This is a genomic window from Streptomyces sp. NPDC093586, assembly GCF_044764905.1.
Lineage (GTDB): Bacteria > Actinomycetota > Actinomycetes > Streptomycetales > Streptomycetaceae > Streptomyces.
This window is the reverse complement of record NZ_JBIWJA010000007.1, coordinates 74,938-94,566: the sequence shown is the minus strand read 5'-3', so window position 1 is coordinate 94,566 and position 19,629 is coordinate 74,938. Positions and strand designations below refer to the sequence as shown.

The window sequence follows — 19,629 nt, the reverse complement described above, 5'->3', positions numbered from 1 at the left end:
GCGCAGGCGCGGACACCGGCACGGGAAGAGCGGGGGAGTGAGGCCGCGCCGGATGGGTAGTCACGCGCAGGCGGGGAAGGGCCGCGACACCTGGGGAGGTCGAAGCGGCCCTTCCCCTCGCCGTTGCCGTGACCGGCCCGGAGCGGGCGTCGCACAGGCTGCGCGCGTACGCGCGATCCGCACCCGTCCCGCCGCTACCGCGCACCACTGGCGTCGACCAGGCGGGGCGACGGGCCATCGGGCTTCCGTCCCCGGTCGGTCTCGTCCTGGACGAGCAGGGAGAGCAGCGCGGCCACGGTCAGACCCGCTTCCGCCGGGTGACGCAGGACCTTGTCCGGCTCGATGCGGTAGGTGTTCGTGCGCCCGTCGCGGGTGTGGGAGAGGTAACCGTCCTGCTCGAGATCGGAGATGATCCGCTGGACGGCGCGCTCGGTGAGCCGGCAGCGGGCGGCGATGTCGCGGATCCGGACGTTCGGGTTGTCGGCGATGGCGGCCAGTACGCGCGCGTGGTTGGTGACGAACGTCCATCCGGTGTGAGATCCAGGCACTTCAACCATGCACAGCATTTTAGGGACCGTCTTTGCCGGACGCCTAATACATGACATACTTTTCGCGCAATGGATGACAGGCTTTGGCGGGGGAAGACACAGGAGGGTCCCGAGGGTGTCTAGGGATGACGCGGTCACAGGGCACTCGAGCGACGCCGGCGGGCACCGGTTGCGGGTCCTGGACCAGACCACATTGGTGCAGTACGAGCGGTGCGGCGCCTGGGTCGTCGGCGCACGGGGGGCGTACGACATGCAGTCGATCACGCCCCTGGCGGACGCGCTGCACGCCGCGGCCGCGGAGCATCCGAAGGTGGTTCTGGACGCCTCGGGCATCACCTTCGCGGACTCGTCCCTGCTGAATCTGCTGATCCTCACCCACCAAGCGGTCGACTTCCGCGTGGCCGCCCCGACGCAGCAACTGAGCCGGCTGCTGCAGCTCACCGGAGTGGACACCGTCCTGAAAGTACGGGCGACGGTGGAAGAGGCCACGGCCTGCTGAGACCCCCATCGGCGGACCGGCGAGCCCCGCCTTCCGGTCCGTCTGCACGACGGGCGCCGACGGCCGGGCTCGTGCCGGGAGTTCGCGCGCGCCCTGCAGGACGACCAGGCCGAGCCCCGCTCGTCCTGCGGGGTCTCTCGCCGGGTGTTCGGCTGTACACGGTGCAAGGCGGGTGCGGGCTCCCGTACCCGGTGTAGTGGTCGATGATTCACCTGGCGCCGGGCGGAGACGTTCTCGCGGGCGCCGCCCGCCTGTCCTACCGCCGCATCGTTCCCTACGGCATCGTCACCGCCTGCCTGTGGGCGACGGCGGAGGCGGTGTGGGGCATGCCGCCGCGGCCTCTCTTCGGCGCGTCCTGACGCCGGGCGGCCCCGCGGCAGCCGTGCTCGTCCTGCTTGCCGCCGCAGCCACACTCAAGTGGCGCCGCTCCGCTCACCCCGCACGGGCCGACGCCCGTGCCGACGACGCCTGATGCTCGACACAGCCGCCGGGTACCGCTTCCGTCCGGCCGCGATGCTGTGCCGCCCGGCCGAGTCCGAGGGCGGCGCAGGGCGCACGACGCGGCTGACCTCACTCGTCTTCGGCTGTCGGATCCCACAGGCCGCGGGCTTCGCCGCGGGCGAGGTGGTCGGCGTAGACGTCGACTTTCCAGGTGATGACGGACCGGCACTCCTGGAGCGCCTGGATCCGGGCGTCGACGCGCTGTCGGTGGGCGTCGAGCAGGCGCAGTCGTTCCGCCTCGTTGCCCGGTCCCTGGCGTACGAGGTGGGCGAAGTGCTTGAGGTCGGCGAGCGGCATACCGGATTCGCGGAGCTTGACACAGATCAGCAGCCAGTCGACGTCGGCGGAGGTGTAGCGCCGCCTGCCGCCCGATGTGCGCCGGACCGGCCCGACGAGCAGGCCCTCGCGCTCGTAGAAGCGCAGGGCGTGCACGCTCAGGCCGGTCCGTCCGGCCACCTCGCCGATGCTCAGCGACCGCGCGGCAGCCTCGGTGGTCGTCACGCCGCTCACCCCCGGACTTGATCTAGACCTCACTCCAGATCCTAGCGTCGGTGGCATGACCCTTACCGATCAGCAGCTGCTCGGCTCGCCCTTCTCCGCCGCCACGACCGCGCAGGACGTCATGGCCGGTCATGACCTCTCCGGCAGGACCGTCGTGGTGACCGGGGGGTACTCCGGACTCGGCCTGGAGACCACCCGGGCTCTGACGGCCGCCGGGGCCCGGGTGATCGTTCCCGCCCGCCGTCCACAAGTCGCCCGTGCCGCTCTCCAGGAGGTGGAGGGCAGCGAGATCGTCCCGATGGACCTGGCCGACCTCGGCAGCGTCCGCTCGGCCGCCGCGCACATCAGCGACCGGCTCGACCGGCTCGACCTCCTGATGGCCGTCGCCGGAGTCATGGCCACCCCGGAGCGGCGCGTGGGGCCCGGCTGGGAGGGCCAGCTCACCGCCAACCACTTCGGGCACTTCACCCTCGCCTGCGAGCTCTACCCGCTCCTGGCCGCCGCAGGAGGCGCGCGCGTCGTCGTCAACAGCTCCGCCGGACACACGCTGACCGGCATCCGCTGGCACGACCCGCACTTCCGCACCGGCTACGACAAGTGGCTGGCCTACGGCCAGGCCAAGACCGCCAACGCCCTGTTCGCCGTACACCTCGACGCTCTCGGGCGCGACGACGGCGTCCGGGCGTTCGCCCTCCACCCAGGCAAGATCATCACCGGTCTCCAGCGGGAGATGACGCTCCAGGAACAGATCGACCGCGGGTGGGTGGACGAGCACGGCAAGGTGCTCGCAGCCGACTTCAAGACCCCCTCCCAGGGCGCCGCCACGGGCCTGTGGGCCGCCACGTCCCCGCTCCTCGACGGCCGCGGCGGGCTCTATCTGGAGGACTGCGACATCGCCCGCGTCTCCGCCCCCGGCCGGCCCATGGACGACGGCGGAGTCCGCCCGTACGCCATCGACCCCGAGGAGGCCGCCAGGCTCTGGGACCTGTCTCTCGCCGCGACCGGTGCCACACCGCTCACCCGGTGAACCCGTTCCGCTCGGCATCCCCGGGGTCCCCGGGATCCCCGGGATCCCCGGGCTTCCGCGTCCCCGGCTGTGTGCCACGTCAGCGCGTCAGCCTTTCGACGGCCTCCGGAGTGACGGGGGTGAAGAAGTTGACGAGGTTGCCGTCGGGGTCGCGGAACAGCAGGGACCGGTTGCCCCAGGGCATCGTGGTGGGCCCGTTGACGAAGTCGGTGACGAAGCCGGTCAGGTTCCGGTGCACGCGGTCCACGTCCTCGACGAGGAACTCGGTGATCACGCTGTGGTTGTCCGCCGGGCGGGCGGAGCCCGGGGCGAACAGCGGGACGGTGCGGGTGCCGGCGATCGCGAGGGTGGCGCCCGCGGTCCTGAGCTCGGCGAAGTCCTCGGTGGCCCACACCGCCCGCACCCCCGTGACGCGCTCGTAGAACTCGACGAGGCGCGCCACGTCGCTGGTGATGATGCGGATCGAGACGAAGTCCATGGGGATCTCCTTGGCCGTACTGAAGGTGTGCACGTCGCAGGCTAGGAGGGATAGAGGACAGAACCGGTCCACTATCCGCGCTAGGTTGTGCCCATGTCCCGACCCACCGGCCGCGTGCTGACCCTCCTGGAGCTGCTGCAGTCCGGGGGCACCCGGACCGTGGCCGAACTCGCCGGCCGGCTCGGCGTCGAAGGACGCACCGTGCGGCGGTACGTGGACCATCTGACCGACCTGGGCGTGCCCGTGGAATCGGTGCGCGGCCGCTACGGCGGGTACCGGCTCGCTCCCGGGTACCGCCTGCCTCCGCTCATGCTCAGCGACGACGAGGCGCTGGCCGTGCTGCTCGGCCTGGTCGCCGGCCGCCGAACAGGTCTGACGACGGCGGAGCGCACGGCGAACGAGACGGCATCGGCGAAGATCAGGCGGGTGCTGCCCCGGCACATCGCCCGTCGGCTCGACACACTCCTGGAGGCTCTCGCCTTCACGGACCGGCCGGGCGAGTTCGACACCCCGGACGCCGGGATCCTGCTCACCCTCGCCGATGCGGTGCGCCACCGCCGGCCGGTCTCGATCCGCTACACCGACCGCAACGGACGGCGCAGCGAACGCACGCTGCACGCGTACGGGATCGTCGCCCATGCGGGCCGGTGGTACGTCACGGGCAAGGACGCCCGGATCGGCGAGGACCGCACCTTCCGGCTCGAGCGCATCGCGGACGCGAGGGCCCTGCCCGGCTCCTTCGAAGCGCCCGGTGGCCCAGGTCCGGCACAGCGCGTGCTGTCGGGGTTCGCCACGGCCGAGTACCCGCACGAGGTGACCTTGCGGATCCACGGGACGGCCGAGCGGATCCGCGCCCACCTTCCCGTCGGCGTCGCCGTCCTGGAGGAGCACGAACCCGCGGCAGGCCAGGACCGGGCGGCCGAACGCTGGCTGCGCGTCGAACTGCGGGCGGCACGGCTCGACTGGCTGCCCCCGGTACTCGCCGCACTCGACCGGCCGTTCGTCATCGAGCGCCCCGACGAACTGCGCGACCTCGTCACCGCACTCGCCGGCCGTCTCGCGTCCTGCGCCGCCGGGCCTGACGGCCGGGAACCCACGTCATGAGACGGCACGGCCAGGACCGCCGGGCCGGAGCGCGGCCGGACGATGCCCGTGTGCCCGTGTGCCCGCGAGACGGCGGGGACCGACCGGGGGCGAAGCCGGCCGATGCCCGCCGCACGGTGTCGATCCGGTCAGGGAATCATCACGCAGTGGTTCTCGATGACCCGGCCACCGCGGTCGAGACCACCACAGACGGCCAGCCTCGGATAGGCCCTGAACTCGCGGTTGATGACGAACCGCCAGCGCGAGACGTTCGGCTCGCTGTCCCGGTAGTCGCCGACGAAGGCGCGAAGGGTGCCCGGCAGACCGTCCTTGGTGGTGACGGTGATGTCCTGGACGTAGTCGCGGCCCTGATAGGCGGTGGCGACACAGATGTAGCTGCCGCAGGTGGACTTGACCTCGGCGCTGGCCGGTGACGCGGTCGCCAGCAGCAGCGCGCCGGCTGCGGCGAGCGCGGCGGTGGCCGTGACGGTCCGGTGCCGCGCGGCCGGCGTCCGCCGGACTCGCGACCCGCGTACGTGGATCATGGATCTCTCCTCGCGTCGCCGTACGGTGCGTAACTGCCCGGTTCCATACTGTGGCGAAGCTGTTCCGGGGCCGGCAAGAGAGCACGTCCGTTCTACGGGCTCCAGGGTGACCGGGGCCGCGGCGACGGCGTCCAGCGGCCGCACGCCACCCGCGTCCTGACCAACGGCCGGCCTCCGGATCCACCGGGCTCCTCACCATTCGCTCGGCGAGGCGGAACGTCCGGTATTGACGGCCTCGTGGCGCCGGTCGGCCGCTCCCGCGGGCGAGCCGGCCGCCAGGTCCTCACCGCCCGGGGCCCGGCCGTCGGCGGGGCGCTCCTCCTGCCGATCGGCCACCGCCTCCGCTTCGGCGACTTCCGCGACCGACGTGAGCGCACACCCGGTCCGCCGGCGAAGCAGTACCCGCTCAGGTCCGCGGGGGCCGGTCGTCGCGCCGCAGCACGGTGCCCTCTACGACCGGTCCGGAAGGCGGCGCCCCTGCGGACCCCTGTTCCTTCAGCGCCTTGGTCTCACTCTTGAGGATCCGTGCCGCCTTGCCCGCGGAACGCGTCAGCTCGGGCAGCTTCTTGATGCCGAGGACGACGACCACCACGAGGAGGATCAGCGCCAGTTCACTCAGGCCGAACATCAGACCTGCTTCCTCTCCATGGACGGCGACCGCCGGTGAACCGGCGCCCCGCCGATGTCTACGTTGCTGTAGAAGTCTGGCGTAGAGCATGATCGTTCTACAAGCCCGCCTTCCAGCCCGGATGGCCGGGAACAGTGTGCTGCGTGGAGGAACACAGCAGGATGACGGACGGCATCCCCACGGTCCGGCCCGCTTCGTCACGGGCTTCGACGGCGCGATGGTGCCGCGCCATCACCGAGGCCCGGTGGTTCGCGGTCACCGTCTTCTGCCTGATCCTCGTCAACGCCGCATTGCTGGGCGCGGAGACCTACACCCGCGTGGTCACCGACTGGTACGGCTGGCTGCACCTGGCCGAGCACGCGTGCGTGGCCGCCTTCACCGTGGAGATCCTGCTGCGCCTGGGCGCCCACGCCGACCGCCCCAAGGGGTTCTTCCGCGATCCGTGGAACCTCTTCGACCTCGCCGTCGTACTGAGCACCTTCCTGCCCGTCGTCCGGGAGAACACCACCGTCCTGCGACTGCTGCGGCTGGCCCGCGTCCTGCGCACCGCCCGGTTCCTGCCGCAACTGCGCATCGTCCTCGTCGCCGTCGCCCGCAGCCTGCCCGGCACCCTCAGCTTCCTCCTCGTCGGCGCCCTGCTGCTGTACGTCTACGCGATGGTCGGCTGGGTCTTCTTCGGCCGCCACGACCCGCAGCACTACGGCTCCGTCGGCCGTGCCGTCCTCACCCTCTTCCTGCTCATGACCCTCGACGGCATCGGCGACGCCGTCCACGCCGGCCTCGAGATCTCCCGCTGGAGCCTCCTCTACTACGCCTCCTACGTCCTGCTCGCCTCCTTCGTCCTCGTCAACGTCCTCATCGGCGTCGTCCTGACCTCCCTGGAGGAAGCCCGCGACATGGAGCACACCCCACCGGCGCCAGCCCCCCGTCCGACAGCCGCCCCGGTCGGACAGCAGGCGCTGCGCGACCGCATCGCCACGGCCCGCCGCGCCCTGGACGACCTCGAACGCGAGCTCGCCCACGCGTCAGCGCCACCAGCCGCCGAAGCGGAGCGGGCTGTCCTCGTCCCCGCGGGCACACGTGACCGCGGGTAGGACTTCTCGCGGGCGGCGGAACACCGTCGAGCGCTGCGCCAACCGTCGAGCAGAGGCGCGGCCGGCCGAGCGAACCGGCAATCCGGATCGGATTGCCGCACGCGTCGTCGAAGGCGGCGGTGTCGACGGCGGACCGGGCGAGCGGGCGCAGACCGGCAGGCGGCGAGAGTGCGCTGTGTTCTGTCACGGAAGTCGCTGGTCACAGCCTTCCGGCTGTGTTTCCATACCGCGGTGAAGAGCGATAACGTACCCGGCTCGGACGTGTCCCCGAGTGTCCGGCAGCGGGCCGACCGGGATCTCGGTGACTGTGTGCGGGTGCTGGCGGAGGTCCATCAGCGCGACGGTTATCCGGTGAACTGGCCCAGCCGCCCGGACGCATGGCTCACACCGCCGTCACTCATCGCCTCATGGGTGGCGGAACTGGACGGCCGCACAGCCGGCCATGTCGGACTGTCCCGGAGCGGTGCGGGAGACGCCGCTCCCGGACTGTGGAGCGCTCGTGCAGGGGTGGGTGTCGAGGCGACCGCCGTGGTCAACCGGTTGTTCGTCGCCCCCTGGGCCCGCGGTCACGGGATCGGTGCACTGCTGCTGGCGCAGGCTGTCGCAGAAGCACGGGAGCGCGGTTTGCATCCGGTGCTCGACGTGGTCGCTTCGGACACCGCGGCGACAGTCCTGTACGAGCGGCTCGGCTGGCACCTGCTGGCCACGGTCGAACAGCGGTGGAGCCCGGAACAGAAGGTGACCGTCCGGTGCTATGCGGCGGCGACCTGACGGCGGTGCCCCGGGCACCATCACTCCCGCGGTCGCCCTCGGCGCCTTCGGGAGGCCGCGCACGGCGAACCGGGCCCGTGGTGAGGCCGGGGCGCGCCCTCCGCAGTTCTCAGGCCGTGCATCAGCGTCTTTCGGGATTCGGGCTCGGAGGCGAGGTCTTCGGCGAGGACTTTCCCGTGGTGGCTCTCATCGCACCGGCCGGCTCGGCTTCGCCGGGCTCAAGGCGCTCCCGGCTCAAGGGGGAGGAGGAAGGCCGGTGGCACCACTCGTCGGCTGCGGCGCCGACGAGTGGTGAAACGCCTGACCTCTTCGGAGGTCACCGCCGGGGGCCACCGCGCACCGCGTCGACATCAACGGCTCCGCCCGCGCCGGCCGCGACGCGAGGACGGCGCTCCCGGCACGTCACACGCCCTGCGTGCCGTACCAGCGCCACTCGGTGAGCCGTGGACGACCGGGCAGGGCGATGCGCCCCGTCGCCCACAGCAGGGTCTCCCACGCGTCGGGGCCAAGGGCGACATGAGGAAAGAGCCTCTTCAGGACCCGTTCGCACAGCTCCTTCGGCGGTTGCCACTCCAGGTCCAGCCCCTGGCTGAGGTCATGGGTGTGCACGAGGGTCTCCACGATGCCCATCGCGGCGAATCCCCCGGGATCAGAGGGCCCGAAGACGTGGTAGGCGACGGTGTCCGGGGGAGCGGTGAGCAGAACGGACGCGAGCAGGCCACCACACGCCTCCAGGACGGTCAGGAGCCCTTCGAGCCCCGAGTCCCGCTCGACGAAGACGACGTTGGCCGGCCCGCCGCTTCGGTCACTGCTCGTCCGGAAGGGCAACAGCGTGGTCATCGGCGGCTTCGCGAGCCCGAACCGCGCGGCGTAGGTGAACAGATCGTCGACCAGGTGCTCGAGCGTCTCCCGGCACGTCCATTCGAGCGTTCCCGCCCTGGCGTCCAACCTCCCGGGATCGGCGTGCCGCAAGGTCTCGATGGCCAAGTGGACGGTCCGGCGCACGTCCTCGCCGTCGAACGCGGCGTCCGCTTCATGCATGCCGATGATCGTAGCAATGCCCGTACGGGCGGAACGGCGGGCCGGCTTCCGGCACCCAGCGCGCCGTCACCACCCCGACAGCAGGACCGCGGCCCGGCAGGAGCGCCGAACCCCGGCCTGCCGACACGGTGCCCGTACGCCTCGGCCTGCCGCCCGTGAGGGGTGCCGGTCGCGGCCGTTGTCCACGGACAGCGCCGCGACGGCACCCCCGGGTCAGCCCCGGACGCCCAGCTTCGGCAGGACCGTCTCCGCCACCCGGTACGCCTCCTCCAGCAGCGGGTTCCCGGAGAGGATGAAGGTGTCCACGCCGAGGTCCTCGTACTCCTTGAGCCGTTCCACCACCTGAGCCGTCGAGCCCACCACGGCGGTGCCCGGACCGGGGCGGAACAGGCTCATGCCGGGCCACAGGTTGGGGTGCGTCTCCAGTTCGCGGGCATGCGCGGGCACCCGGCCGCCGTGCTGACGGAACTGCCGCTGCCAGCCCACCCCGTCCTCGTCCGCCCCGACGCCGAGCCGGCGGGCGTAGGTCTCCTCGCTGGTGACGTCGAGGAGCCGGTCGGCGGCGGCCCACGCCTCGTCCTCGGTGTCCCGGACGATGAGGTGCAGCCGCAGCCCGATCCGCAGGGTGCGCCCGTGCGCCGCCGCCCGCTCCCGCACCCGGTCGAGCTTCTCCTTGAGCAGGTGCGGGGGTTCGCCCCAGGTGAGGTACACGTCGACGTGCCGGGCGGCCATCTCGATGCCGGGTTCGGAGGAGCCGCCGAACCACAGCGGCACGTGCGGGCTCTGCACCGGCTTCAGGTCGCCGAAGGACGCCCCGGCGCCCTTGAGGTCGTAGAAGCGGCCCTGGTGGTCGAAGACCTCGCCGGCGGTGAGCCGCTTCACGATCGACCAGTACTCGGCGCTCAGTTCGTACCGTTCGTCGTGCTCCACGGTGAGGCCGTACTCGCGCAGCGTCGTGGTGGAGCCGTTGACCACGTTGAAGCGGAGCCGGCCGCCGAAGAGGGTGTCGAAGGTGAGGGCCGTCTTGGCGAGCAGGGTGGGGGAGATCAGGCCGGGGTGCACGGCCAGGAGGGGCTGGAAGCGGGGGCTGGTCGCGGCGGCCAGGGCGCTGCCCAGCGGCCACACGTCGTACAGGTCGGTGGCGAGCAGCGCGCCGCTGAACCCGAGCCGCTCGACGGTGCCGGCGAGGTGCTGGAGGTAGCCGAGGTCGACGGGACGGCGCCCCTCGGGTTCCCAGGGGTAGGCGCCCTCGCGCGGGATGATGTACCAGAGGACTTCGGACGGCATGGTGGCGGGGCCTCTCAGGCTCGGTGCGCGACGGCGTCGGCCACCGTCACCGCGCGGTCGACGAAGCCGGTCCGTACGAAGATGTCGGCGGCCCGCTGCTGTTCGGCGAGGAACTCCTCGCTCACGTCCTCCAGCCGCCAGGGCAGGGCCCGCAGTGCCCTCTCCCAGTCGTCGGTGGTGCCGCCCTGGTCGTCGGCGGCGATCGCGGCGGCCTCCCGGGGATGCGCCTGGGCCCAGGCGTCGGCCCGGCGCAGCGCGCGCAGCAGCGCCTCGATCACGTCGGGCCGCCGCTCCGCCAGGTCCCGGCGGGTGAAGAACACCGACCGGTCGGTGATGACGTCACCGGTACGGACCAGGACGCGCAGGCCGCCGGTGCGCAGGGCGGCGGCCAGCTGCGGACCCTGCGCCACCCAGGCGGTGATGTCCCCGGAACGCAGCAGTTTCTCGCTGTCGGGGCCGCTGCGTTCGGCGGTGATGTCGGTGGCGTAGGACAGTCCGGCGTCGTCCAGGGCCTTGGCGACCAGGTGGGTCTGCCAGGAGCCGATCGTCAGGTGCACGGTGCCCGCCTCGAGACCGGCGACGTCCCGGACGGGACTGTCCTCGGGGACCAGGAGGGCGCCGTGGTCGGGGCGGGGCGCGGACACCGCGACGTAGACGATGTCGTGCCCGGCGGCCTGGGCGGTGACGGGCGGGGTGGACCCGGTGCCGCCGAAGTCGATGACGCCCTCGGTGAGGAGCCGCCCGGTGCGCACGCCGTCGGTGTAGTGGTGGAAGACGGCCGTCTCCCCGACCGCGGCCAGCTCCTCGGCGGCGACGTCGAGACGGGAGAGGTAGTAGAGGGTCGGGTTGCTGGCGTGGACGCCGATGGTGACGGTCATTCAGTTCGCTCCGGTTCGGACGGGATCAGGAGTGGGTGTGGGAGTGGGTGCGGTCACGCCGAGGTCGGCGAGGAGACGCCGGCGCAGGGCGGCGAAGGACGGGTCGCCCGGGTCGCGGGGCCGGGCGATGTCCACGGGTTCGTCGGTGACGAGACGGCCCTCGCGCAGGACGCAGACGCGGTCCGCGAGGCGCACGGCCTCCTCGACGTCGTGGGTGACGAGGAGGACCGCCGGCCGGTGCACCCGGCACAGCCGGCCCACCAGGTCCTGCATGCGCAGCCGGGTGAGGGCGTCGAGCGCGGCGAACGGCTCGTCCAGCAGCAACAGTCGAGGTTGCCGTACCAGGGCGCGGGCCAGGGCGACGCGCTGGGCCTCCCCGCCGGAGAGCGTCGCGGGCCAGGCGCCGGCGTGGTTCTCCAGACCGACCTCGGCCAGGGCGCGCCGGCCGCGGTCCGCCTCCTCGCGGGGCAGGGCGACGGTCACGTTGGCCAGGACCCGTTTGGAGGGGACCAGCCGCGGCTCCTGGAAGACGATCGTGCGGGCCCGGGGGACGAGGACCTCGCCGGCGTCGGCGTCGTCGAGGGCGCCGAGGACACGCAGCAGGGTCGTCTTGCCGCTGCCGCTCGCGCCGAGCAGCGCCACGAACTCGCCCTGGGCGATGGTCAGGTCGAGCCCGTCCAGCACGGTGCGCGGACCGAAGGCCTTGCGCAGGCCGCGGACGTGTACGACGCCGTTCACCGGACCGCCCCCCGCCAGGGCATGAGGACGCGTTCCAGGAACCGCACGACCGCGTCGGCGGCGAGGCCGAACAGGCCGTACACGAGGATGCACACGGCGAGGACGTCGGTGCGGGCGTAGCTCTGCGCCTGGGCCATGAGGTAGCCGACGCCGGCGGTCGCGTTGATCTCCTCGGCGGCGATCAGGGCGATCACACTGAGGGTCATGGACAGCCGCAGCCCGGCCAGCAGGGAGGGCAGCGCGCCGGGCAGCACGACCTCGCGGACGACGGCGGTCCTGCTCATCCCGAAGCTGCGCATCGCCTCGACCAGTTTCGGGTCGGTGTCGCGGACGCCGGCGGAGGTGGAGACGTACATCGGGAAGGTGGTGGCCACGGCTATCAGCAGGATCTTGGCGATCTCGTTGATGCCGAACCACACCATGAACAGGGGGACCAGGGACAGGAACGGGATGGTGCGCAGGGTCTGGATCGGCGAGTCGAGGAGTTCGTCGCCGAGCCGGGTGAAGCCGGTGAGGACCCCGAGGGTCAGCCCGGCGGTGAGACCGATGAGCAGCCCGGTGCCGGAGCGCGTGAGGGAGGTGACGAGGGCGTCGGGCAGCTGGCCGTTGCCCCACAGTTCGCCGACGGCCCGCACGACGTCGGCCGGTGACGCGAGGACATCCGGGGTGAGCAGGCCCGTCGCGGAGGCGGCCCACCACAGCAGCAGGAGGGCGAGCGGTCCCAGGGCGCGGACGGTCAGGGTGTGGGCCCGCCGTCGGGGACGCCGGACGCGGGCACGCGGTGTCTCCAGCTCGGGTTTCACCGGCGCGGGCGCGATGATGTCGCCGGCGGCCGTCATGACAGGGCCGTCACGTCGAGGACGTGGGAGGCCACGTCCACTCGGGTCCTGGTGACCTTCTGCTCGGCGTAGAACGCGGCGACGTTCTCGAACCGCCGGACGTCGGCGTCCGTGATCGGTTCGACGGTGCCGCCCTGCGAGGTGATGTCGATCTGTACGCGCTTGGCCTCGCCGGTGAGGGCCTGTGGCCCGGCGTCGGTGGTGACGTTGAGATAGGCCTCGGGGTCGCGCTTCTGTTTCACGCTGCCCTCGTGAAGGTACCGGTAGAGCGCCTTGACGATCTCGGGGTGTTCTTCGGCGAAGGCGGTGCGGACGGCGGTGAGGCTGTAGTTGTCGGAGCCGATCTCCTTCCCGTCCGCGACGAAGTGCGCCCGTCCGCCGCCGAGCTCGGCGACGGAGTAGGTCGCCCACACCGCCCAGGCGTCGACCTTGCCGGCGTTGAAGACGCCGGCGCTCTGGTCGGGCCTGAGGTAGACGCGCTCGACGTCGTCGGCGTCGAGGCCGGCCTTCTCCAGGGCCTTCAGCAGCAGGTACTCGCCGGTGCCGCCCTGGTTGACGGCGACCTTCCTGCCCTTGAGGTCCTTCACCGAGTCGATGCCCGAACCGTCCTTGACGAGGATGCCCTCGCCGGCGCCGTCGGGCGCGGTCGCGGTGAAGAACCGGAAGCCGGCCTTCTGCGACAGCGAGGTGATGCCGGACGTGATCGACGCGGTGGCGATGTCGAGCCGGTCCGCGTTGAGGGCCTGGGCGGCGGGGGCGAAGGGGCCCGAGCTGCCGGTCCATTCGACCGTGGCGTTCACCTCGGCCAGGGCCTTGGCGAGGGTGCCGTCCTTCTTGCCGAGGGCGAGCACCCCACTGTTCCCGGGGTCGGGGATGCGGAGGGTGACGGTGCCGTCGGAGCCGCTGTGGGCCTGGGAGGTGCCGCAGCCGGTGAGGACGGCGGTCGCGGCGGCGATGGCCAGGGCGGCCCGGGCGAGTCTGGGGAAGCGCATGTCGGTCCTACGGGGTGAGGGAGGGCTGGGGAGTCGGTGTCGCCTCGAGCAGCTGCCGGGCGCGGGTCAGGGGCCCGGGATCGGCCCACGTGCGCACGTCGACGGGCTCGGGCAGGAAGCCGTGGGCCCGCAGGGCCGCCTCCTGCCGGGCGAGCAGGCCGAGCCGGTCGTCGGACAGGACGGGGTGGAGGGTGCGGTGGGTGCCGGGGCGGTAGGCACCGCTGACGCCGGCCGCGCCGGCGCCTGTCTCGGCGCCCAGGATGCGGGCCACCTCCGCGGGCTGCCGCGCGGCCCAGTCGGAGGCGCGCAGCAGCACGGCCAGGAACCGGTCGACGACGTCGGGGTGGTCGTCGAGGAGCCGCTGGTGCACGGTGATGGGCCGCGGGGTGCCGTTGTTGACGCGGTGGATCCGGTCGGGAAGGTCGTCGAGTTCCACGGCGACCTCCGCGCCCGCCCGCCGTGCCGCCTCGACGGCGACGGCGCCCTTGACGTAGACGGCGTCGACGTCACCGCGGGTCAGTGCCACGAGTTCGGCCGCCCACTGGCCGCGGTGGCCGTCGGCGGGTACGTCGACCGGACGGGCGTCGTCCAGGCCGAGGCCGACGGAGGCGAGCGCGCCCTCGAAGCCGCGGATCGCCATGGCCCGCCAGAAGTCGACGGGGACCGAGTGCCGGGGCAGGGCCAGCCGCAGCCCGCGCAGCGCCGCGGCACCGCGGATGCCGGAACCGGGCGCGACCAGGACGGTCTGCCGTTCCTCGATCCAGGTGAGACCGACCAGCCGGGTCGCCTCACCCCTCGAACGGGCCCACAGGGCGGGGACGTTGCCGCCCTCACGGATCAGGGTGGGCCTGGCGTGGGTGTAGTGGGTGCCACGGGCCTCGGCGTCGAGGGTGGCGTCCTGGAGGGACCGCACGGCGATGCCGTCGGGGGCGAACTCCTCGGCCAGCCAGTGCCGGTCGGCGGCGATGCCGGTCGCGGTCGGTACGGGACAGCGGGTGAACCACAGCGTGTCGAGTACAGGGGCGTGTGTCATGGGCTCGTCTCGAGAAGGCCGTTCCTCCGGTACGGAGGACCTACGGCGCGGTGCCCGCCCGGCGGGAGGACGTGCCGCGCACGCGGTCCGGGAGGGAGGGAAAAGGGGACGGCTCGTTCCCGGAGAAGGGGAGGGGAGCCGGTCAGGAGGTGTCGCGTCGGCGGTGGACCTACGGGTCAGCGACAACCGGCGCTGAAGACGCGTCCGAGGTCGATGTGCCGGCGGGCGGTGGACAGGAAGGAGCCGGCGGCGTCGCGCACGGTGTCCTCCCTCGTCCCTGGCCTGCCGGAACCGTTCCGGCGGCGTGTCCGCAGCGTGGCACACCCGCCGAGCTCTCGACAAGCCGCTTCCCGCCATGTGGGAACGAGCGTGAACAGGCTGTTTCACCAGGTCATGAGGGATCCGGTCCGTTCCCGCGATGTGGGAACGTCGCAGGCGTGACGAACAGCCCGGCTCCGGGCGCGCAAGCGGTGCGACGCGCCCTGGACATCCTGCACTGCTTCCACGACAACGCCCCCGACCTCAGCGCCTCGGAGATGTCCCGCAGACTGGGGCTGTCCACCTCCACCACCCACCGGCTGGCGCGGACCCTGCTGAGCGCGGACTTCCTGGAGCAGGACCCGAGGACCGCCCGGTACCGGCTCGGACCGGCCGTGACCGAGCTGGGCCGGCTCTCCTACCACCAGCGGGGCCTGCACCTGGCCGCACCCGAGCTGGCCGACCTCGCCGACCGCACCGGTGCGACGGCCGACCTCGCGCTGCGCAGCGGACCGTACGCGGTCATCGTGGCCGGGGGCTCGGTCACCCCGAGGACGGGGCTGCGCAGACCGCTGCACTCGACGGCGCTGGGCAAGGTGCTGCTCGCCTGGCCGCGTCCGGGCGAGGGCGGGGCCGAGTCACTGCCCGCACTGCGGGCCTTCACCGACCGCACCATCGTCCGCCGGGACCGTCTCGAGGCCGAGCTGCGGCAGGTGCGCGCCGAACGGTACGCGCTCAACGACGGGGAGTCCGCGCAGGGGGTCCGCACGATCGCCGTGCCGGTGCTGGACCACGTGGAGTCGGCCCGGTTCGCGCTGGCGGTGCGCGGCACGCCCGAGCTGATCACGACCGACCGCCGCGAGTGGTTCCTCGACCGGGCGCGGGCGTGCGCGCGTGCCCTGGGGATCCTGCTGCTGCCTCCGGCCGAGCGAGCCGCTGCGGACACGCCCTGACACCTTCCTGTCGAATTGGTCGGCATGCTGCTGCGCACCCTGGGTCTGCCGGACGGCGACGTCGCCCCGTTGTGGATCAACCGACGTCGGCGAGCGCTCCCTCGGTGCGTTCCCGTCAGGCCATCATGACGGCGTCCGAAGGGGCATCCTCGCTGTGGCTGACGGTTCGGTCCGTGCAAGAAGCAGTGCTCCGGCCGGAGGAGTTGCTGTTCCCGTCTCCCACGTCCGAGACCATGTCGCCCGAGGTGTTCCCCGTCCCCGCCGTCCAGTGCCGTCCAGTGCCGTGCAGGGGCGTGTCCCTCCCGGGCGGACCGCCCACGGCTGACCGGTAGTCCGAAGAGGGCGACGAGTGACGGCGTGAGGCTTCCTCGCTGTCGTCGACACGTCGCCAAGCAGCAACCCGGTGAAGCGGCTCACCCACTGTCGACGTGGGCGCGCACGTGCTGAGTCCGTGAAGCGACACGCCCCTTCACGGCGTCGGCAGCCGTCGGCCGTGTCCTGCCACCCAGCCGGAGCGACCCCGCGCCGGCGTCGGGAAAGCGCCTGCCGGGGGCCTCGTCACGGGGTTCGTACGGCATGGGGGAGGATACGGGACGGGAAGGGGTTTGAATGCGTTCAAAAATACGGGAGCCGGTGCAGTCGCAGTCGCAGTCGCGCGTGCGGGACCGGTTCGGGGCGGTGCTGACGGCTTCGATGTCGGTGCTGTCCGTAGAGGCGGTGCTCGGGGGCATCGCGCTCTTCGTGTGGGGGCGGACGAGGGAGAGCCCGGATCTTCCCTACAGCGGGTCGGGGGTCTTCCTCCTGGTTCTGATGGCGCCGGTCATGGCGGCGGCCGGAGCCGCTCTCGCCGCGCTGCTCTCGATCGGCGTGGTGATGCCGCTTCTGGGCGTGGCCGGATGGTTCGGCCGCCGGTTCTCCGGGCGCGAGGCGTGGTGGTGGGTTCCGGTGCTGGCGGCCGCTCTCACCTTCCCGTCGGTCCTGGCCGTGGTGGTGCTCGTGGAGGCAGATGTCCTGACGGGCCTCGGTGGATGGCTCGCGGTGACGGCCGCGCTCGCTGCCACGGCGCTGGTCGCCCGCAGGCTACTGCTCCCGGGCCGCCCGCATCTGTCCGGGGGCGCGATGTTCCTGCGGGTGGCGCTGTACGGAACGCTCGCGGTCGTCGCCGTCGGCACGCTCGCCGGAATCGGCCTGTACGCCGGAATCGGATACGAGCCTCCGCGGCTGGGCGCGGAGGGGGTGGCCGGGACGTGGTCCGACGGAAAGGGCGGCACACTCACCCTCACGACGGACGGCAAGGCCACGGCGACCCGCGTCGAGACGTTCGAACTCGACGACTCCTTCGAGACCGTCGTGCACAAGTGCACCGGCACCGGCACCTGGGTGTACGACCCAGGTGCCGGACCGTGGTCCCAGGAGGTGGCGGTGTTCGTCGACGACTGCCCCTTGGACACCTGGGAAGTATTCGGAACCTCGGAGCACCCGAAACTGTTCGCCTACATCGGCGACCCCGACAGCTGGGACCTCTACATCCTGGAACGCGTTGACCACGCGGCACCCTCCGGGCCCCGCAAGGATGAGCCGGTGTCGTGACACCGTGGGCAGCAGGGGCCTGCTGCCCACGCCGGACGCGGCTGGATTCATGAGTCGCCTGCCTCCACAGAAGGATCAACCGGTCAACAGGCGCCCGAACGCTCCGAAAGCCGCTTTCCCGGCCCGCACTCCAGCCGCAGCTCTTGCACCAGGCGCAGCGGCCCGTGTCTCGGTCCCCGGTCCGCTGTGGGCGGCCACCAGGGCGCCTGCTCCGGCGTCGACGTGAACGTGCACGCGCCCGGCTGCCGCCACCGAGGTGGCCCGTGGCCGGAGGCCGGATCCTGGCCGAGGTCATACAACCGTTCGCTCAGAAGGCCGCTGTCCGGAAGGCGCTCCACGCGATCATGCGGAGGCCGTGCTCGTGGCCTTCCGGCCGGTGCCGACCCTGAGGAGCAGCGAGGCCCCGGTCAGCGCCACACCGAACCGTACGTCGCTGGTGACACCCATGTCGTCGGCGAACAGTCCGCCCAGAAGCGCTCCGAGCGCGATGGACGTGTTGTAGGCCGTGGTGTTGAGCGACATCGCCGCTTCGAAGGTCTCGGGCGCGGCAGCGAGAGACATGTCGACCTGGCTCAGCTGCACGGCGCCGAAGGACAGCCCCCAGAGGATCAGCGTGATGATCACGCCCGCCTTCCCGTCGCCGATCGTGAGCAGCGACAGCAGGGCCGTGAAGAGTCCCACGCCACCGACGACGAAGGTGCCCCGCGGGTTCTTGCCCACCGTGTGTCCGGCGACGAAATCCCCGACGGCACCTCCGATACCGAAGATGATCAGCACGACGGTGATGAAGGTGGCTGTGGCCGAAACATGGCCGATAGGGCCGGTTTGCTACTCAATATACGGCGCGCGCCATACGTGGGCATGAGCGCCCAGTGGCACTCTGTACGCCCTCCCGGTTCCCATGGGTGAGGGAAATGATGAGCACACCGCACATGAACCAGGCCATCCGCGGTCCCCTGTCCCTCGGCCGGGCGGACCGGCGGCGGAAGGAGTTCACGGTGTTGCTTCTCATCTCCCCGGACGGTGTCGAGGAGGCCCTCGACTGCGCGAAGGCGGCGGAGCACCTCGACATCGTCGACGTCAAGAAGCCCGACGAGGGATCGCTCGGCGCCAACTTCCCCTGGGTCATCCGGGAGATCCGTGACGCGGTACCGGCGGACAAGCCGGTGTCCGCGACGGTGGGGGATGTCCCGTACAAGCCCGGCACGGTGGCGCAGGCCGCACTCGGCGCGGTCGTCTCGGGGGCCACGTACATCAAGGTCGGCCTCTACGGTTGCACGACGCCCGACCAGGGCATCACGGTCATGCGCGCGGTCGTCCGGGCGGTGAAGGACCACCGCCCCGAAGCACTCGTCGTCGCCTCCGGCTACGCCGACGCCCACCGGATAGGCTGCGTCAACCCGCTCGCCCTGCCCGACATCGCCGCCCGCTCCGGCGCCGACGCCGCCATGCTCGACACCGCGATCAAGGACGGGACGCGGCTGTTCGACCACGTGCCGCCGGACGCCTGCGCCGAGTTCGTCCGACTGGCCCACGCCGCCGGCCTGCTCGCCGCCCTCGCGGGCAGCGTCCAGCAGGCCGACCTCGGCCCGCTGACCCGCATCGGCACGGACATCGTCGGGGTGCGCGGAGCGGTCTGCGAGGGCGGTGACCGCAACGCCGGACGGATCCGGTCGCACCTGGTGGCCGCCTTCCGGGCGGAGATGGACCGGCAGGCCCGGGAGCACGCGGCCGACGTCACCGCCGTGAGCTGACCGCCGGCATGCCGACTTCCGAGCCCGAGCCCGCCCGCGTCCCCGGAGGCCGGGCCGCGCGTCTCACCGTCGTCGATCCGGCCACCGGGGAGGTCTTCGCCGAGGTCCCCGACCGGCTGGGACCGGTCAACGACGCCCCCCGGCTGGCCCGGGTCGAGCAGACCGCGCACCGGGCCCTGGCGGACGGCGCCCGGGCGGCGGCCGGCGGTCACCGGCCGGCCGGGCCAGGCTACTTCTTCGCCCCCACGATCCTCACCGGCGTCCCGCCCGACAGCCCGGTGGTGACCCGGGAGCAGTTCGGGCCGGTCCTGCCGGTACTGCCGTACCGGAGCTTCGACGAAGCCGTCGACGCCGCCAACGGCACCTGCTTCGGCCTGGGCGGCTCCGTGTGGGACACCGACCTCGACCGGGCCGAGACGGTGGCCGACCGGCTCGAATGCGGCACGGCCTGGATCAACCACCACGCCGAACCGTCCCTCGCCCAGCCCTTCACGGGTGTCAAGGACAGCGGCGTCGGCGTGGCGGGCGGACCGTGGGGGCTGTACGGCAACCTACGGCCGTTCGCCGTCCACCGTCCGCGGGAGGTGTGAC

The 19,629-nt window shown here is 72.1% G+C and carries 22 protein-coding genes and 1 pseudogene; 10 read left to right on the top strand and 13 right to left on the bottom strand.

The window, feature by feature from the left end; all coding sequences use genetic code 11:
* Positions 1 to 194: 194 nt before the first annotated feature.
* Positions 195 to 557: a helix-turn-helix transcriptional regulator gene (locus ACIRFH_RS10515; RefSeq protein WP_403518895.1), complete on the bottom strand. Its 363-nt coding sequence runs from the start codon at positions 555 to 557 to the stop codon at positions 195 to 197.
* A gap of 106 nt (positions 558 to 663) precedes the next feature.
* Here ACIRFH_RS10515 and ACIRFH_RS10510 point away from each other — a divergent pair, with 106 nt between their 5' ends.
* Both ACIRFH_RS10510 and ACIRFH_RS10505 read left to right on the top strand, forming a co-directional pair.
* On the top strand, positions 664 to 1,047 hold the full coding sequence (locus tag ACIRFH_RS10510) for an STAS domain-containing protein (protein WP_403518893.1): 384 nt from the start codon (positions 664 to 666) through the stop codon (positions 1,045 to 1,047).
* A gap of 203 nt (positions 1,048 to 1,250) precedes the next feature.
* Positions 1,251 to 1,406, top strand: a complete 156-nt coding sequence (locus ACIRFH_RS10505; protein ID WP_403518891.1) for a hypothetical protein — start codon at positions 1,251 to 1,253, stop codon at positions 1,404 to 1,406.
* Between the two features lie 211 nt (positions 1,407 to 1,617).
* Here ACIRFH_RS10505 and ACIRFH_RS10500 read toward each other — a convergent pair whose 3' ends face one another.
* Positions 1,618 to 2,049: a MerR family transcriptional regulator gene (locus tag ACIRFH_RS10500; RefSeq protein WP_403518889.1), complete on the bottom strand. Its 432-nt coding sequence runs from the start codon at positions 2,047 to 2,049 to the stop codon at positions 1,618 to 1,620.
* Between the two features lie 55 nt (positions 2,050 to 2,104).
* On the opposite strand from ACIRFH_RS10500, the gene ACIRFH_RS10495 reads away from it, so the two are divergent.
* Positions 2,105 to 3,076: an SDR family NAD(P)-dependent oxidoreductase gene (locus tag ACIRFH_RS10495; RefSeq protein ID WP_403518887.1), complete on the top strand. Its 972-nt coding sequence runs from the start codon at positions 2,105 to 2,107 to the stop codon at positions 3,074 to 3,076.
* Positions 3,077 to 3,155: 79 nt separating this feature from the next.
* Here the strand turns inward: ACIRFH_RS10495 and ACIRFH_RS10490 are convergent, their stop codons facing one another.
* On the bottom strand, positions 3,156 to 3,554 hold the full coding sequence (locus ACIRFH_RS10490; RefSeq protein ID WP_403518885.1) for a VOC family protein: 399 nt from the start codon (positions 3,552 to 3,554) through the stop codon (positions 3,156 to 3,158).
* Between the two features lie 93 nt (positions 3,555 to 3,647).
* Here ACIRFH_RS10490 and ACIRFH_RS10485 point away from each other — a divergent pair, with 93 nt between their 5' ends.
* The gene (locus ACIRFH_RS10485) at positions 3,648 to 4,658 is read left to right on the top strand and encodes a helix-turn-helix transcriptional regulator (protein WP_403518883.1); all 1,011 of its coding nucleotides are present in this window, start codon (positions 3,648 to 3,650) and stop codon (positions 4,656 to 4,658) included.
* Positions 4,659 to 4,786: 128 nt separating this feature from the next.
* On the opposite strand, the gene ACIRFH_RS10480 is transcribed toward ACIRFH_RS10485, so the two are convergent.
* Both ACIRFH_RS10480 and ACIRFH_RS10475 read right to left on the bottom strand, forming a co-directional pair.
* A complete protein-coding gene (locus tag ACIRFH_RS10480; RefSeq protein ID WP_403518881.1) occupies positions 4,787 to 5,182 on the bottom strand; it encodes a hypothetical protein in 396 nt (131 codons plus the stop codon).
* A gap of 406 nt (positions 5,183 to 5,588) precedes the next feature.
* Positions 5,589 to 5,810: a twin-arginine translocase TatA/TatE family subunit gene (locus ACIRFH_RS10475; protein ID WP_403518879.1), complete on the bottom strand. Its 222-nt coding sequence runs from the start codon at positions 5,808 to 5,810 to the stop codon at positions 5,589 to 5,591.
* Positions 5,811 to 5,971: 161 nt separating this feature from the next.
* On the opposite strand from ACIRFH_RS10475, the gene ACIRFH_RS10470 reads away from it, so the two are divergent.
* Both ACIRFH_RS10470 and ACIRFH_RS10465 read left to right on the top strand, forming a co-directional pair.
* Positions 5,972 to 6,904 (top strand): ion transporter, encoded by a 933-nt coding sequence (locus tag ACIRFH_RS10470; RefSeq protein WP_403519149.1) that lies wholly within the window; start codon positions 5,972 to 5,974, stop codon positions 6,902 to 6,904.
* A 315-nt stretch (positions 6,905 to 7,219) separates the two neighbouring features.
* Positions 7,220 to 7,675 (top strand): GNAT family N-acetyltransferase, encoded by a 456-nt coding sequence (locus ACIRFH_RS10465; protein ID WP_403518877.1) that lies wholly within the window; start codon positions 7,220 to 7,222, stop codon positions 7,673 to 7,675.
* 402 nt (positions 7,676 to 8,077) lie between these two features.
* Here the strand turns inward: ACIRFH_RS10465 and ACIRFH_RS10460 are convergent, their stop codons facing one another.
* The 7 genes from ACIRFH_RS10460 to ACIRFH_RS10430 all read right to left on the bottom strand — a co-directional run bounded on the left by ACIRFH_RS10460 (position 8,078) and on the right by ACIRFH_RS10430 (position 14,483).
* Positions 8,078 to 8,716, bottom strand: coding sequence for a maleylpyruvate isomerase N-terminal domain-containing protein (locus ACIRFH_RS10460; protein WP_403518875.1), 639 nt, complete (start codon positions 8,714 to 8,716; stop codon positions 8,078 to 8,080).
* Between the two features lie 213 nt (positions 8,717 to 8,929).
* Positions 8,930 to 10,003, bottom strand: coding sequence for an LLM class flavin-dependent oxidoreductase (locus ACIRFH_RS10455; protein WP_403518873.1), 1,074 nt, complete (start codon positions 10,001 to 10,003; stop codon positions 8,930 to 8,932).
* 14 nt (positions 10,004 to 10,017) lie between these two features.
* A complete protein-coding gene (locus tag ACIRFH_RS10450) occupies positions 10,018 to 10,881 on the bottom strand; it encodes an ABC transporter substrate-binding protein (protein ID WP_403518871.1) in 864 nt (287 codons plus the stop codon).
* On the bottom strand, positions 10,882 to 11,619 hold the full coding sequence (locus tag ACIRFH_RS10445) for an ABC transporter ATP-binding protein (RefSeq protein ID WP_403518869.1): 738 nt from the start codon (positions 11,617 to 11,619) through the stop codon (positions 10,882 to 10,884).
* Positions 11,616 to 12,458, bottom strand: a complete 843-nt coding sequence (locus tag ACIRFH_RS10440; RefSeq protein WP_403518867.1) for an ABC transporter permease — start codon at positions 12,456 to 12,458, stop codon at positions 11,616 to 11,618. The genes ACIRFH_RS10445 and ACIRFH_RS10440 overlap by 4 nt, the downstream gene beginning before the upstream one ends.
* Positions 12,455 to 13,450, bottom strand: coding sequence for an NrtA/SsuA/CpmA family ABC transporter substrate-binding protein (locus tag ACIRFH_RS10435; protein ID WP_403518865.1), 996 nt, complete (start codon positions 13,448 to 13,450; stop codon positions 12,455 to 12,457). Before ACIRFH_RS10435 ends, ACIRFH_RS10440 begins: the two co-directional genes overlap by 4 nt.
* A 7-nt stretch (positions 13,451 to 13,457) precedes the next feature.
* On the bottom strand, positions 13,458 to 14,483 hold the full coding sequence (locus tag ACIRFH_RS10430) for an ABC transporter substrate-binding protein (protein ID WP_403518863.1): 1,026 nt from the start codon (positions 14,481 to 14,483) through the stop codon (positions 13,458 to 13,460).
* 437 nt (positions 14,484 to 14,920) lie between these two features.
* Between ACIRFH_RS10430 and ACIRFH_RS10425 the strand changes: the two genes are divergently transcribed.
* Both ACIRFH_RS10425 and ACIRFH_RS10420 read left to right on the top strand, forming a co-directional pair.
* Positions 14,921 to 15,694 (top strand): IclR family transcriptional regulator, encoded by a 774-nt coding sequence (locus ACIRFH_RS10425; protein ID WP_403518861.1) that lies wholly within the window; start codon positions 14,921 to 14,923, stop codon positions 15,692 to 15,694.
* A gap of 609 nt (positions 15,695 to 16,303) precedes the next feature.
* Entirely contained in the window at positions 16,304 to 17,284 is a 981-nt protein-coding gene (locus tag ACIRFH_RS10420; RefSeq protein WP_403518860.1) for a hypothetical protein, read from the top strand.
* A gap of 342 nt (positions 17,285 to 17,626) precedes the next feature.
* Here the strand turns inward: ACIRFH_RS10420 and ACIRFH_RS10415 are convergent, their stop codons facing one another.
* Positions 17,627 to 18,061 (bottom strand): hypothetical protein, encoded by a 435-nt coding sequence (locus tag ACIRFH_RS10415; protein ID WP_403518858.1) that lies wholly within the window; start codon positions 18,059 to 18,061, stop codon positions 17,627 to 17,629.
* Positions 18,062 to 18,282: 221 nt separating this feature from the next.
* On the opposite strand from ACIRFH_RS10415, the gene ACIRFH_RS10410 reads away from it, so the two are divergent.
* Positions 18,283 to 19,038: a (5-formylfuran-3-yl)methyl phosphate synthase gene (locus ACIRFH_RS10410; RefSeq protein ID WP_403519147.1), complete on the top strand. Its 756-nt coding sequence runs from the start codon at positions 18,283 to 18,285 to the stop codon at positions 19,036 to 19,038.
* A gap of 107 nt (positions 19,039 to 19,145) precedes the next feature.
* Positions 19,146 to 19,628, top strand: a pseudogene (locus ACIRFH_RS10405) (aldehyde dehydrogenase family protein); the annotation flags it as partial.
* Position 19,629: the final 1 nt, after the last annotated feature.